7 protein-coding genes and 1 pseudogene are annotated in these 14,805 nt (G+C 53.9%); 1 reads left to right on the top strand and 7 read right to left on the bottom strand.

Going from position 1 to position 14,805, the window contains the following annotated elements; all coding sequences use genetic code 11:
- Nucleotides 1-3: 3 nt before the first annotated feature.
- The 7 genes from AACZ40_RS06945 to AACZ40_RS06975 are packed head-to-tail and all read right to left on the bottom strand — an operon-like array spanning nucleotide 4 to nucleotide 14,099.
- The gene (locus tag AACZ40_RS06945) at nucleotides 4-1,620 is read right to left on the bottom strand and encodes an AAA-like domain-containing protein (protein ID WP_291174006.1); all 1,617 of its coding nucleotides are present in this window, start codon (nucleotides 1,618-1,620) and stop codon (nucleotides 4-6) included.
- Nucleotides 1,613-5,833 carry an N-6 DNA methylase gene (locus AACZ40_RS06950; protein WP_291174004.1) on the bottom strand — a complete coding sequence of 1,407 codons (4,221 nt, stop codon included), beginning with the start codon at nucleotides 5,831-5,833 and terminating at the stop codon, nucleotides 1,613-1,615. The genes AACZ40_RS06945 and AACZ40_RS06950 overlap by 8 nt, the downstream gene beginning before the upstream one ends.
- Nucleotides 5,834-5,838: 5 nt before the next feature.
- Nucleotides 5,839-7,041, bottom strand: a complete 1,203-nt coding sequence (locus tag AACZ40_RS06955; RefSeq protein WP_291174002.1) for a restriction endonuclease subunit S — start codon at nucleotides 7,039-7,041, stop codon at nucleotides 5,839-5,841.
- Nucleotides 7,038-8,573, bottom strand: a complete 1,536-nt coding sequence (locus tag AACZ40_RS06960; RefSeq protein WP_291174000.1) for an N-6 DNA methylase — start codon at nucleotides 8,571-8,573, stop codon at nucleotides 7,038-7,040. The genes AACZ40_RS06955 and AACZ40_RS06960 overlap by 4 nt, the downstream gene beginning before the upstream one ends.
- Nucleotides 8,574-8,583: 10 nt before the next feature.
- Nucleotides 8,584-10,968 (bottom strand): DEAD/DEAH box helicase family protein, encoded by a 2,385-nt coding sequence (locus tag AACZ40_RS06965; RefSeq protein ID WP_291173998.1) that lies wholly within the window; start codon nucleotides 10,966-10,968, stop codon nucleotides 8,584-8,586.
- A 15-nt stretch (nucleotides 10,969-10,983) separates the two neighbouring features.
- A complete protein-coding gene (locus AACZ40_RS06970; protein ID WP_291173996.1) occupies nucleotides 10,984-12,753 on the bottom strand; it encodes a hypothetical protein in 1,770 nt (589 codons plus the stop codon).
- Complete coding sequence (locus tag AACZ40_RS06975; RefSeq protein ID WP_291173994.1) at nucleotides 12,753-14,099, bottom strand: sigma 54-interacting transcriptional regulator; 1,347 nt, start codon at nucleotides 14,097-14,099, stop codon at nucleotides 12,753-12,755. The genes AACZ40_RS06970 and AACZ40_RS06975 overlap by 1 nt, the downstream gene beginning before the upstream one ends.
- Nucleotides 14,100-14,601: 502 nt before the next feature.
- Between AACZ40_RS06975 and AACZ40_RS06980 the strand changes: the two are divergent.
- A pseudogene (locus AACZ40_RS06980) lies at nucleotides 14,602-14,805 on the top strand (hypothetical protein); the annotation flags it as partial.

Here is a 14,805-nt window from a genome sequence, read left to right on the forward strand (position 1 = left end):
GGACTACCCCAGCTCCCTTTCTAAGCAGCTCAGTAATTCGATACAGAGCAGCAGGGCTGACACGGCTACTCCTTCGTGGATTGACTGGCCTTCGGCGTGTTCGCTGCGATTCCGAAATTGGTGGATCGCGTTCAGTAACACGTAGGTGTCCTTGGAGACAGATTTCGACTTGGGATCGAAGTGCATCTTGCTGCCCGTCAGTCGCTGAAGGATCGCGAGCTGCTTGAAGCGGTCTCGTGGGAGATTCCAGTCGTTGGCGTTCATCATTCCTTCTATGATGTTGTCGCCGTCGCGTGGATGTTGCGTCCAGTACGAGATGACGTCCTGAGGAACAGCGTTCCCACCATCAAGTTCGTGCTGCCAAACAGCGTCCAAAGCGACTTCCTCAATGCTGGTGAGATTATTGAGGCAGTCGTCTGGGTAATCCGGGATGTCATCGAGACAGCGTTTGACGAGCCTATGTAACCGAGCATTTACTTGACGGATTTGTTTGATTCTCAGTTCAAGAATTGACCGTATCTCAGTACGATAAGCGTGCCAGGTTCCGAACATGCGCTCCAATGTACTTCTGTCCGGTTTTGAGCCACGAACATGTTGCTCCAACATACGACAGGACGATCTGATCTTTCCATCGTCACGAACTGCAAAGCCTCGGGCAAGCAGATTGCGTGCTTCTTCTTTGCCAATCCGATCATTGTCAACGCCCCCACCGTTCTCGACGATCAGATGAAATGCATTCTTGGTAGCTGAGCCAAAGTCATCCCATAGTCTGTCCAAGAAGTCAGATAGTGCTGACGCCATGTTGCTGGCGACCTCGTTGACCTTTTTGTGGTCGTACTCATTTTGTTGAGAGCTCACCAGTGAGTTCAGAACTGAGAACAGCAGAACCGGGTTCCCTCCTGTCCAGTTGCTCAACTCGGTTCTTCCACCTTGACTGATGCTGATTGAGGCTGCGTCAACTGCGGCGTCAAGGTCACAATTGTCGAACGGGCCAATGCGAACGAAGTTAGTTCCAAACATTTCCCAGAAAGGGCTATCTTCTACATCAATACTCCTTGCGAGTTCGGTTTGCGATTGCCTAGTTGCGGTTACAAGTCGATGGCGTTTATTGTGAATTAGATCGCGAAGGTTTCCGAACAAGGTTCCCGTCAATCGGCCCTGACTCAGCGGCTTGTCAAAGCCGTCCCAAATTATGAGTACGGACTGTTCAAGATAGTTTTGAATATCCTCCATAATTTCGCGGAGAAGCATCAGAGAGACGCCTTCATCACTCGCACGTGCCTTTTCAATTTCACTCCTCGCCTCCGCGTAAGTGCTCGTATCTGAGCCCATAGCGGAATACAGCAGGTCGCAGAGTTGCTCAATGAACTCATCGTCAGATTGCGGCGGTGCGTACCCGAGTTGCCAATAGATCACTAGCGAATACGGTGAGTCATCCTTCTTCGCCCGATCAACTAAGGCATTCAGGAGGACTGTTTTGCCGATGTGCCTTGGCCCAACGATCGACAGATTGTCGGGGGATGCTTTCGTCAGCTTTCCCCAAATCCCGTCCAGCAGAGCCTGCCGCCCGATCATTGGAATTTCGTCTGTGCTCAGTATGGGAAAGTGTGTGTCACTCATCGTCTATATCCATTGAGTCTTCGAGGTCTTCGATTTCATCTTGAAGCAGTGTCGACTCGCTGAGTTTTCCGCTGATGTCTTCCGCTTCGGCACGGGCACGGCTACGGAGAATTTCAAAATCCTGTTGCGAGTCCAGCCACTGCCCCATCATGGGAATCGTCAGGGTGTAATACGCGACCGTTGACTCACCATGCAGATCGACCAGCTCTAGCTCTCGCAGATATTCAAGGTCTGCGATCACGATTTCCTCGCGAAGTTCCACCCCTGCTTCTTCCAGCTTTGCTTCGATCACACCGAGACGCATGGGGTCTGTGCCGCTCTCCTCGCGGTGCAGCAGGTAAAGCAGGAATCGCCTTCGATCAAACTCGGTATAATCCCAGAGGCTGGCAAAGTGTTCATTATCCTCAACCAACGCGTCGGCCGCGTCGTTGACGTGGTCCACGGTGATCAAGCGGACTCCTGTTCTCGCTGCAATGTCGAATACACGGTTGCACAGACATTGCAACAAGTAAGGCTGTCCGGCCGTCAGCGCTTGTGCTCTGTTGACAGCCGACTTGGAGTACGACAATCGACCGGCAACTGGCTCAGTGATCAAACGAACTGCTGCTTCCAGCGGCAATGCTGATACGCCGAGCCGAGTACCCAAACCGAACAAGGCGGACCAGTATTCCTGCCGCATTCGCTTCAGGCGGCGTGACCCCGTCAGCATTGCAGAGAACTTTGGATAGGACTGTACGAGGAAGCGGATGTTTTCGGGTACCTGCGGAGACGTGACACCTTTGTCGATACCCTCCTGCAATTTATCGAACTCATCTAACATCAACAGCAGGCCAAGCTGTTGTTGCGCAAGCGTCTCAAGGACCAGTTCAAGGTATTCACGGAAATCCTGAAACGGGCTTTCCTCGCTGATCCCCTGATGCAATGATCTCGCAATCCCCAACCGCCGTTCACCGTCAAGTATAGAGCCATCAGGTAACATGGCGGAGCCGTTCAGCTTGCGAACGCTTTGCACGATCTCATACGCAATACCTCGAAACACTTCGGCGGTGGGTATGCCCCCCGAACTGTCGCCCTCTGTGCCTTGCAAGCTGCAATAAACTCCCAGCCATCCGGGTACTGCATTTGCACCTTCAAGGTGCCAAAGCACCGACGATTTTCCAGCTCGGCGATTCCCTTCCAGCAAAACGACGTTGCCGGTTTGTGACACTTGTCGTTTGATTTGACTGAGCAAGTCATCCCTACCAAAGAACACGTCCTGTCGTTCGCGAGTTACCGGATCGCCGCAGACGTAGGGGCTACTGTCTAATTCTCCGAGCACTTCCGCCCCTGATTCCGACTCGTTGCAGTCGTGACGAATGTCGATACTCAGGTCGCGCGAGCCTTCAACGGAATCCCCAGCAAGATCGCGGGCTGTCCAGTTGAGTGACCAGGCTGGATCGGTCCACATTTCAGCGATCCTGATCTCGTCAGAAAGACGCTGGTTTTGTCCCTCAAAGTGAACTTCATAGCGTTGCCCAGGCTGCATGAATGGGATCGTGCCTGGTTCGACCTCGTCCATAGGCGGGTACATGGAGAACCTGACGTCGCGAACGGGTACTCGGCCTCGGTTTTCGATTTCGAGACGAATGTCGATTGCACCAAAGTGATCCTCGGTCGAGGCAACGACATCGACCGCCAGCTTGGCGTCTTCGAGCAGCGCCTGGGTATATCGGTTAATGAGGGTGACGACTCGACCAGTCAGGAGTCTCGCTCGTTCCTGATTCGGCAGGTTTCCATCAATAAGCGTCGCAGTGTCGCGCACGTTTGACGCGACTCGCTGAAGCACGCTGACAAGGGCAGTCGGATCAGGAATGCTCGACACACCAGCAAGAGGCTTCGTCACTCCTCTGAACTCAACTGCCCACGGTCCGATCGGTGTCTCGTCCCCAAAACAGTCAACATGATCTCCTCTGGCTTCGAGTCCCAACCAGCATTCGAGGCAGTGGGTTGCAATGCCTTCTGAGTAGTCCGTGGGTGGTTCGAGATAGTTCGTTGCATAGTCCAGATAATATGGATGCTTGCACTCCTTGCAGGTGTTGATCGGACATCGTGAGTCAGCGACTTCTTCGAGCAGTTCCAATACATTCTGGCTGGCCGGATCACCTTCGTAGCTTTCGACGCGTTTGAGATTCCGCGACACCCAGTCGTTCAGCTCAGACGCTATGGAATCCGAGTCATCTTCGGTGAGCAACTCAGACAGATAGGTCAGCGCGTCGACATCAAATTTCCGGCGCTGCTCAGCGGTTCGCTGCTGAACCTGAAGTGGCGGCAACGCTATCGGAAGTTCTTTAATTGACGCGACTGAAAGATGTTTCGCCGCCGCTCCGCGTGCGCGGTCTTCCAGCCAGGCATTGGCCTCGGTGCTTTGCAGATAGGCCAGCAGGTAGTGCGGATCAATCGTCCCTTCTTTCACTCGAATGACGAAGAACCCGTTGGCCGCAATCGCCCCCACCGCGCCGTTGCGAACGATCCCAGCTTTACCAATCGTTCCAGACTTGGAAAGTAGGATGTCGCCTGCTCGGAGTTTCCATTTCGGTTCGATGGTCGAAGCGACAGTCGGCATCAACCACGAGGAACCGCGCGTTGCATGTCCCTTTTCAACATCTCTGATGCGAATGTAGGGAATCGGGGTATCTGCAAACTCAAATGGACGTTGCGGATTGATCTCTGATCGTTCCACATCCGGGAACAGGGTCTGGCTTGATGGTTCGTAGTTTGACTTGGGCGGAGACTGCGTCAGGTCGCTCGACCGGATGCTGCGACCGGTCGTGACCGTGCAGCAATCTTTCAACAGCCGTATTTCCGCTTCCTTCGGGAGCGAATCCAGAATGAGTTCGAGGCCACTTCGGTCTCGCCGTTTGGGAGTGAGGTCGTAGTCGAGTTCTGTCAAGTCCTCGACGTCAACATCCCACCATTCACGGCCCGGCTCGGGTGAACGAACGTGATGGCCCAGTTGTGTAGCCATAACAAACGGAGCCGCCGCGATCTGGGTTTTGGCGGCTTTCTCAAAGATCGACACGGCGTTGACCATCCGCACCGATTTTGTCGTGCCTCCACGACGAAACAGCAGCAGGCAGGTTTCGATCGAGGTATGGGGCGAGAATGCGCCTCGCGGAATCGAAATCACTGCCTCAACGGTGTTCTCGTGGAGCAGCCATTCGCGAAGTTGTTGTTCGCGACCGGACCGAAACAACAGGCTTGGCGGAACGACAACCACGCCCCGGCCGCCAGGTCGAAGTTGCGAGATTGCATGTTGCAGAAACAGCGAGGATGAGTCCTTGATTGGAATTGGGTAGTGATCCAACCCGTAAAGCTCAACCTTCACGCCCCAGGGAGGGTTCGCCAGGACGATGTCGAAGCCTTCGGAGCTGGGATTATTCGACGGTACACGCTCCAGGCTATTGCCCAGTTCGATTTGCGGGTCATTGACACCGGAAAGCACGAGCCGTGTCATGCCGATGACGTACGCATCGGGGTTGATTTCGACGCCAGCAAGATGCAAGGGCTGTTTGCCGGAAGTGTACGTCGCATCGCCCAGTCGAACGTGATCACGATGTTCTACGATCTCCAGAGCTGCGGTCAGCAGCCCGGCGGAGCCAAAGCACGGATCGTAAACTGATTCGCCAGATTTGGGTTTGGCGAGTTCCACCATCAAGGCGGCGATCTGAATGGGAGTAAAGAACTGCCCTGCGAACTTGTCGTAGGTGTTCTGTAATACAAAGTCCAAAACATCGCGGAGAGCTCGCCGGTCTTTGGGTGTCTCGAAGGGTTGGTCGGCGAGCCAGTGGATGAGGTGAGCGAGAGTGCCGGCGGGAAATCGAGTCAGCTTTTCGACGGCGAGGGCGACGCGGTGGAGTTGGGTGGCCATTGCGTCGTGGCGGGAATTTGCTAAACGATCGAGTGCCGAAGGGAGTTCCCGGAAGATGTGTTCCAGCTCACAGGGATCGTGGATGTTGCACCAGGAACGCCAGTGGAACTTGGTTGGTAGCACCGGTTCGTAGTCGACGTCATCGAATGCGGCGATGGCTTCCCGTTCGGCTTCCTCGAAGTCGGCCCAACGGAGGAAGATCAGCGCAGCGAGTGCCACGCCGAACTCGCTGTTCGAGATCGAGGAGTTGGCACGTACTCGGTCGAGCATCTGCCAGATCGCATTGTGGGACGACACATCAGCCACGTTGATTACAGCTCTCCTGAGAAGGCTTTGTGAAGGATTGAACTACGAAGACTTTGGCTCTCAGACTGATGAATTTCATCCGCTAGCGTCCTGGCCGCACGAAGTACGTAAGAAGCAGTCTCGATAAGTGATTCTTGAACTGGGAGTGAAGGAACTGGAATCTGCAAGGCAGACAAATGCTTTTGATTGATCTTCCAAATACCGGCTGCGGTTTTCGCCGTTGCAAGAATTTGTTCACGTACCGATCTTGAATGGAAAACAACATTCACAAATGCTGGCAGCACGTTCTCGTGAAAACGAAGACGAATCAGAAGATCATTGAAGATCACAGCTTCTTCGTCTTGGTCAGAAATTGCCGATCGTCCAACGAGATGAGCAGAACCGTTACCGCGAACAACGAACACATCATTGCGCTTGATGAGGAAGTCAGCGGCAGTGGCTAACGGTAAACACACCGTTTTTGACTTGCTTACGTCGATGTGACGATTGTGGACGCAAGATAACTTCAACACCCGCACAGGCTCGGTATCTTGCTTCTCCTTCCCTGACCATCCATTTCGCACTTCTGATGCCAATTCGCCAATTGGAAACTTTTCCCATGCCTCATCAATGAGTGCATCAATCAGAGCATCGGGTAGTTTTGCGGCTTCGTCTAACTGCTCATCTCGCAGCTTTTCAATTTCATCGACACAGCTGAGACATTCATAGATCCGGTGAACTATCCGCCGCTGCTCGTCGAGCTCGGGTACAGGTAGTTCTCCTGACTTGAACTCCGTAATTTTCAGATTCCGAAGTCCTGACGTTGTTCTCTGGGCACCGAATACTTGCTCTTTAAACTGAGGAGACTGGAGCCCGAAGTACAAGTATTCAGGTACAACGCTTTCTGGATTGGGGCGGAGGCACCGGGTGAAATTTGAGCAGACATAATCTTCGACACCTGATCCTGTAAAAAGCACACTCGCTCCGACAAGATGCGCGCTTCCACTAGACTTCGTGACTAAGATATCTCCACCACGCAAACGCTTCTTTTCCAAAACACTGGGCGATATCGCCCTACGCTCCGCGCTCTGAAGCGTGAGCCTACCACGTCTCATATCGGTGCTGCGGATCACTGGTGTGCCCGATTCGTCGGTTGGGTCGTCGCCCCAAGCTCCGTCGAAATCGGTTAGCAGCAGATCGCCAATCGGCACCAGGTTACCCATAGTCATTCTCCAACCTCCAGGACCTGCTCAAGCTCGCCCAGCAAATCCATGATCCGTTCTTCCTTTGCTCGAACCGACTGAACCAATTCGAGAGCGGGGCGATGCTCGATGTTGTTCTTACGGTTTTGGTTTTTGGCCGACAGGTCGTAGCCACGTTCGATGATCTCATCAATTGGCACGACCCAAGAGTTGTCGCTTTTGGTCCGCTTCTTCCACTTCTTCAGGAAGTCTGGTAGTTGATCGCCATCAATAGGACGACGCGTTTGTTTCAGTTCAAAACCGTCGTTAGTCAGCTCGTAATACCAAACGTTCTTCGTCGCCAGCTTGCCGGCTTTGGGCTCTGTTTCTGGACGATCAAAGAACAGAACATTGGTCTTTACGCCGGTGTAAGGCAGGAAGCAGCCAGCAGGAAGCGACAGAATCGTGTGGACATTGAAGTTTTCGAGCAGTTCCTGGCGAACTTTTTGGTCACTCCCTCCTCGAAACAGGACTCCCTCAGGAATGATCACAGCGGCACGACCACCCTTGGCTAGGTTCCGCATAATGTGTTGCATGAACAGGCACTCTGTGGCGCTGGAACGCACACGGAAATTAGTCTGCAATTCCGACGCCATCTTTCCACCGTAGGGAGGATTGGAAAGGATGACGTTGTAGCGATCCTTTTCTGAGATGTTGTCGCTGTGAACTTCGAGTGTGTTTCCCAATTCTAGATTGGCCGACTCGATCCCGTGCAGGATCATGTTCATCGTGCCGAGCAGATAGGTCAGCGGTTTGATTTCCAGGCCAAAGAAAGTCTTGGACTGCAACTTCTCCAGGTCTCGACCGCTCAGCTGCTTCGCCCTCAGATTGCGCTGCGGATCGCGCATGTAATCGGCGGCTTCCCCGAGAAAGCCACAAGTGCCGAAACAGGGATCATAAACTTTGTCGCCAATCTGCGGCTTCACGACTTCAACCATCACTCGAATGACGTGCCGCTGGGTGTAAAACTCACCGGCATAGCCAGCGCTGTCTGCCGCAACACGTTTGAGCAGGTCTTCGTAAATCTCGGACAGCACATGCACATCGGTGTCGCTGCTGAAATGCAGCTTGTCGACCTGGGCCACAACTCTTGCGAAGGACGCACCGCGACGGCAGTAGTTGCGGACGTTGTCAAAGACTCGGCGGAACCGTTCGGCCAGCGGATCGTCACCCAAACCCTTTTTGGGATCGGGACTGGTCAGTTTGATCCACAGCTTGCCGTCGACAAACTCCAGCATCTCATCGGGATGGTCCGTCTTGGACGCCCATGACGACCAGGCGAAATTGCCGGACAGGCGACGTTCATAGCCAGCGTCATCGAATGCGGCTTCTTCTTCACGCCGGGTTTCGGCCTCGTCGAATGCCTTGAGGAAAAACAGCCAGGCCAGCTGCTCAACGTAGTTACGGGCATCGACACCTTCGGAGTTCAGCTGATCGCAAGCATTCTTGACGATTCGCTGAACCTCCTGCCGACGACTGTCGACAGTGCCGTTGCCGTTATTGGTTTTTGATTTACTCATTGATGTCATTCTAATTGGCCATGGGAACGTACAAGTGCTCCTTGACCTCCTCCAAATCTGATTTCAAAAGTTGTGCTCCGCCGTAGCGGCTGGTCAGTGACTGAAAGCTGCCGAACTGGTCGACAAACTGGGGAGCAGCGTAGGTCCGCGCCTGCTCCAGATCGTCGATACCAAACAGCGAATAGTGGTCGAGGGCCGTCCGCCAGAAGTCGATCTTCCAAGTGTCGCCGGCCCCATAAGCCCCTTTCTCCTCAGCGGCCATGCTGAAATTTCCGCTACCACTTTGAATGCCGCCGGGCTCACGAGGCAGCGTCATACCAAACTGTGATTCGTACCACGGATTCTCCTCGTCCCAAAAACGGCCCACCCGATCGTTGCGTGTGGGAACCTGAAACAGGTCGAAGCCGATCTTGGCCAAGATGTCGACATCGTCGGTGTCTGGCAGCTCCAGATAATGGCGGAACGCTGACGTATAAATGTCCTGATCCCCGAGTTCCTCGCGAAGTTCCTTGCGGCTTTTCTTGTCGATCCAGATGGACAGCAGTTGACCGATGTCTTTGCTGGAGACCGTCTGGATGAATTCCTTCGACTTCTCGGCGTATTCCTCGAACGGCATCCACTGTCCGTCGCCAAACGAGATGCTGCGGTTGGTCGTCGACATGACGACATGCACGTTCTCGGCAACCGGCTTCGGTGTTTCCGGCTCGTCGTCGCCTTTGCCTTTTTTCTTTGACGGCTTGGACTTGGAGAGCGTCCCTTTCTGCTTGTTCGCGGGGTGGCCATCGAACTCGGCATCTTCCAGAGCGCTGGCCCCAGAGTAGTCGAAGATCGTGAAGTATCGCTTGTTGACGTCTTCGCAGAGCCGCGTACCGCGCCCCTTCATCTGCTTGTATAGGATGGCACTTTTGAGCGGACGCACGAAGACGACGTTCTTGACGTCCGGGGCGTCAAAGCCGGTGGTCAACAGATCGACCGTGCAGGCAACGCGGGGTTTCCCGCTGCCGACAACGGCAAAGTTTCGTTCCAGCTGATGGCTGTTGCGTTCTGATCGCGTGATGCGAGCGGCGTAGTTGGTGTCGCCGGAAAGCCGACGCAGTTCCGCTGCCATCAATGACGCGTGTGTGTCGTTCACACAGAAGACGATGGTTTTCTCGTCACGCAGATCGTACTTGCCGAAGACTTCCCACAAGTCGGCGGCGATGGCCTTGGTGCGATTGGGGATCACGATGTCACGCTCAAAGTTCTTCGTGTCGTACCGCTTGCCATCTTCGGCTGTGTAGCCATCTTCGTCGATGTTGGTAACGCGTTCTTCGAGCAGGTACGGCACGAGATACCCGTCGTCGATCGCCCGCTTCAAGCTGTACGTGAAGATCGGCTCGCCGAAGTAGTGATACGTGTCGCGGCGCTGCTCCTCGGGCGTGAGCGGTCGCTTGGATTCCTCCAAGTCACGCGGCGTGGCGGTCAGACCGAGCTGCAATGCTGTGCCAAAGTGCTCCAGCACTCCGAACCAGTCGCCGAACCCGCTGCGGTGACACTCGTCGATGATGACAAGATCAAAAAAGTCGGGATCGTAATGTTGATAAACCTTCTTTCCGTCCAGGTCTTCATCGAGGTTCTGGTAGTTGGCGAAGAACAACTTGCCGACTTGGTGCTTGCCATCAGCAACGGTCGCTTTGTCGATGGTGACACGCTCGTTGGCATCGAACGCGTTGAAGGCACGGTATGCTTGATCTTTCAGGCTGTTGCGGTCCGTCAAAAACAGGACATGTTGCCGATTGAGTGCCCCGCCATTCATCAGCTTCCAAATGAGCTGAAAGACAGTGAACGTCTTGCCGGTCCCGGTGGCCATCAACAGCAAAACACGGTCGCGGCCTTGCGCGAACTCCCAGAGACTCTGGGCGATCGCCATTTCCTGATAGGGGCGAGTCTTTTTCCGAGTCACCTGATCGACATGGAAGTTAGCAGCGAACGCTCCCTCCCAGCGATCCCAGTCGATCGTCACCCCCATGCGGTCGACGATGTCCTGAGGCGATGGCGGACCAGGAAGCGATTCGTATTTGCCGGTTTCGTTGTCGGTCAGAATCCAATCGTGCCCGTTGGTCGCGATGGAATATCGAATCATCAGCCGGTCAGCATACCGCGACCCTTGCTGCATCGCATCTTCGGAATCTTCCGACTCTGCTTTGGCCTCCAGAATCGCCAAGGGGACGCCACGGTAACGCAAAAGATAATCTGCAATGATCGCCTGAGTGGGATCATACATCGAGTCCGCACTGTCGCCGCTGAAGTTCACGCGACCGGGACCAATGCGCAGCTGCCCCTCGACGTCCCAGCCCAATAGTTCGAGCTTGGGTTCGATCAGTTGCTTGCAGGTTTCTTTTTCGTTCAATGGCATACTTTGCGTTCCCGTTTAGGCGCTCATCGTTGGTTCAGTACGAAGACGCCCGAGATGTTCGTCCAGTCGCTCGACCTGATTTTCCAAGTCCTGTTTCAATCGCTCTGCCTTGTCGCGAATCTTCGTTCCGTTATTGGTGATCGTTCCTGACCACGTGATGATCTCGGCCAGCCCGGAGGCGTCCTTGGCGATCCGTTGCATGGCCTTGTCCAACTCGGTCAGATCGGCGGCGCGTTCCTTGTCAACAACGCCGCGACGAGCCACCAGAGCACGAGCCAACGACAATGCTGAAGCGAGCACAACATCGGTCATGCAGTCTTCCGCATCCCACACAACTACGATGTCGTTTCCGTATCGGGTCAGTGGCTCCATTTCCTCTGGTGCAACGAGCTTCGAGAGCACGAAGATTCCCACCTCGGCATCACGGTTTGTGCGAGCCTTGCCGATCTCTTCCAGGACCGACTTGAGGTCGTATCCCTGTTCCTGCTTGGCCTCGATGGCAATAGCACCGCCGGCTGTGACCGATTCTGGTCCCATCGTCAGCACGAAATCACCCGTCTTGCTACGCGGAATGCGTCCGACCGTATTGGTGGTGCGTTCGCAAACGTCGCCTCGATTCCGAGCATCTGCTTCGACATATTCTCCGACTGCATCCTGGAAATCGTCTCCGTGACGTGTGCCACGAGCCTTCTCTAGCTTACGAGCCTTCAGCGTCGCGACGGTTTCACGAATCTCGGTGTGGAATTCAGTGTTTGACTTCTCGATCTGGCCGATCACATCCAGCAACTGGCGTCGCAGTAATGAGAGAGGCGAAGCCTCATCGTCAAGTGTGAGGCTGCCTTTGACAGTGCCATTGACGGTTTCAAGCAGCTTCGCCATCCGCGACATTGCAGAGTCTTCATTATCCTGCGAGAACTGATCCGAGATTTGTTCCTGGGCTTTCTCGACCCGATTGACAAGACGTGTGAGCGCACCTTCCTCGTTATCCAGCGAGAATTCGTTGCGGACCTCGGCGACGTCGTCAGCCAGACCTTTCCGCAGCTTTCCATTGGCGTCGGTGACCTCGGAGAGGAGACGTGACAATGCGGACGTTTTGTCGTCCAACGAGAAGTTCTTCACGATTTGGTCACGCTGCGACTGAAGGGCCAGCCCGATCACCTCTTTCAACGAAGCGAGCAAGCCATTGGCCTGTTCGGGAGACAGCATCTTGAACAATGGACTTTGGTCTCCGACATGCGCTGCGAGTGTCTGAGCGACTGTTGACGAATCTTCGCCGAGGTGGCGATTGAGAAGTTCATCCAATTCGCCGTCACGTTTCACGAGACGATCCAACCGCTGCGTCAGCTGGCCAGACTCGGGATCGAAGTATCCCTTTAGCGAGTTAGAAATGCCGCCTGTGCATTGAACAGAGTGCTCCGCCAATACCTCACGAAGCGAACTCAACATCTGCGATACTTCGTCTCGCACAGAGGTCGCATCAATGACGCCGGCTGCTTGACGCATAGCGTGAATTCCGATTCGCAGGGCGGCCAACGCGTATCGGTTCCGTTCGTCATCCGTTTCATGGACACGCAGCTCGGAACAGACATCCGGGTCAGTGACGATCAATTCAAGCGTCATGCGGCTATGCAGGTGCGATGAATCACCTTCGACCTTGAAGTGAGGGCCGTTGCTTCCGTTCGAGTTGTTGAGTGTGACTTCTTGCATGACGTTGTCCTTGGCGTTGTTACTTCTGGTTTGGAAATTCGTTTTCGACAAATCCCCTAAAAGCAACGAGCGTGCCATTACGATTTCACTCCATATTTCTTCATCCAGTTTGTGAACGTCTGATAGTTCGGAAGCCCCACAAGCTTGCATGCCGCTGACTTGTTTTTGTCCGCCTCGTCATATGCTCGAGACAGGTAGTGGCGAGCCACTTCGCCGATCAGTTCAGTCAGATCCAAGTCGTTACCCAGACTGCGGTTGAGGATCGAGTCATATCCCGGCAAAGCACGCTTGACGGGGAACAACGAATTGCGAATTTGCTCGGTTCCGATATTCATTCCACCAGACCAAATAGCGGCTCGGCAAAGCGTATTAGATAATTCTCGAATGTTGCCCGGCCACGGATGTTGGTTCAGAAGATTTCTTGCACCCGCAGAAAGTTTCTTGTGTTCCCAGCCGGGACTGGCGGTACGGTCAACATTGATTCGATCTAGAAAGTAGTCAATCAGAAGATTGAGATCATTCGGGCGTTCCCGGAGCGGCGGAAGGTTCAGAACGCCGACCGCAAGCCGGTGAAAAAGATCTTCCCGAAACCGCTCCGCTGCGACTTCATCCAGCAAAATCCGATTGGTTGCTGCAATAACACGAAAGTCGACGCTCTTGCTTTTTGCTTCACCCACGCGCGTGATCTTCTTCTCCTGCAACGCACGCAATAGTTTTACCTGTGCTGCCAACGGTAATTCACCGATCTCGTCAAGAAATAGCGTGCCACCGTTAGCGGTCTCCAGGTATCCAACTTTGTTTTCACTTGCTCCTGTGAACGCACCTTTCTTGTGGCCGAAGAACTCGGATTCGACTAATTCGGCTGGGATCGCACCACAATTTACCTCAACGAACGGCTTGCCTGCTCTCAGACTGGACGCGTGGATCGCTCGTGCAAACAGCTCTTTACCTGTCCCTGATTCGCCCTGAATTAACAATGGCACATCTTCGACTGCAACACGCCGGGCCTGTGCGATCACTGTTTTCATTACCTGGCAGCGGTGAATGATCTCCGTGAACTCTGGAGCTTCCGGCGGTAGTCCCTGTGTGAGTCGCCTAATTTCCTCGTCGCCTTCGATGTCTCGCATTGGGATGTAGTCCGCCGCGATCTCAAACGGAATCGAGATCGTCCTGACCCCTTCTTCCTTCGACGATTCAATCAACTCTGCTGGGAATTGTGTTTTGGCGAGCAGCACCCACACGGCGCCCATCGCTGGCGTCCCGGGACTGACATGAAACGTGCGATGACGATCGATGTCTTCTTTTTCCAGCGTCTTCAAGACGCCAATTGCCCCTTCGTAGATCTCATCAAATCGGGTTGGGCCGGTCAGCTCCACCGGCCAGACTTTGGCTTGGGTGCCGGTCTCTTTTTTGAGCCACTTCATAAACGACTTGGAATCAGCGGCTTTGTGATCCGATAGCAGGTGGAGCTCGTCGAACTCACGCTTCGTAACCGCATTCGCAATAGGCCCGGCACCGTCCCGAGATTCCCCACGCGACGCCCTGAGGTCAGTATTGCCAATCCACGCTATGAGGGCTTTTGAAGTCATTTTAATAGTATACAAATTATTTTGTGATATGCAAGCATACTTATGGTGCCACTAAGGGGTAAGTGCCTTGCCTAAGCACGCAATGTCGAATCAACGCTAAACGCGACCAGACGCTACGTTCTCTGAGCATCATTTCCGCGTTGCGTATGAATATCTAAATTTCACCAGTTTCCGCGTCAGAATACATGAAGGAAATATCCTTAACTATCAGTGATCGGTACAGATAGTTTTGAACGCCCTGGAAGAGTCTCCTCGAAGGCTGTTTCAGGGCGTCTATTTGTTACCAAACTGTAGGTCTTACTTGGTCCATTTTCCAAGTTCTTAAGAAAGGAGCGATATGATACAGAGACAAGAAATCATGTTGATCAGAGCTGCCCTGCAGTTCTGGTATGAAGAAATGGATCTCGAAGATGCAGATCTGTTTGCGATCTATTCTGGTGGCTCCAGGATCAAGCCGCCCTGGCGGGAGGAAGACATTCAGCGGTTGCGTCAGCAGTTAAACGAGGCACGACTGAGATATGTTGTGTGTCAGCATGATGCA

Source organism: uncultured Gimesia sp. (assembly GCF_963972345.1).
In the GTDB taxonomy this organism is placed as follows: Bacteria; Planctomycetota; Planctomycetia; order Planctomycetales; family Planctomycetaceae; genus Gimesia.

Coding starts and splice junctions, on each gene's coding strand:
- AACZ40_RS06955 (WP_291174002.1), bottom strand. CDS start 7,041: ATGACTATGGGTAACCTGGTGCCGATTGGCGATCTGCTGCTAACCGAT.
- AACZ40_RS06965 (WP_291173998.1), bottom strand. CDS start 10,968: ATGCCATTGAACGAAAAAGAAACCTGCAAGCAACTGATCGAACCCAAG.
- AACZ40_RS06945 (WP_291174006.1), bottom strand. CDS start 1,620: ATGAGTGACACACACTTTCCCATACTGAGCACAGACGAAATTCCAATG.
- AACZ40_RS06970 (WP_291173996.1), bottom strand. CDS start 12,753: ATGGCACGCTCGTTGCTTTTAGGGGATTTGTCGAAAACGAATTTCCAA.
- AACZ40_RS06960 (WP_291174000.1), bottom strand. CDS start 8,573: ATGAGTAAATCAAAAACCAATAACGGCAACGGCACTGTCGACAGTCGT.
- AACZ40_RS06975 (WP_291173994.1), bottom strand. CDS start 14,099: ATGAAGTGGCTCAAAAAAGAGACCGGCACCCAAGCCAAAGTCTGGCCG.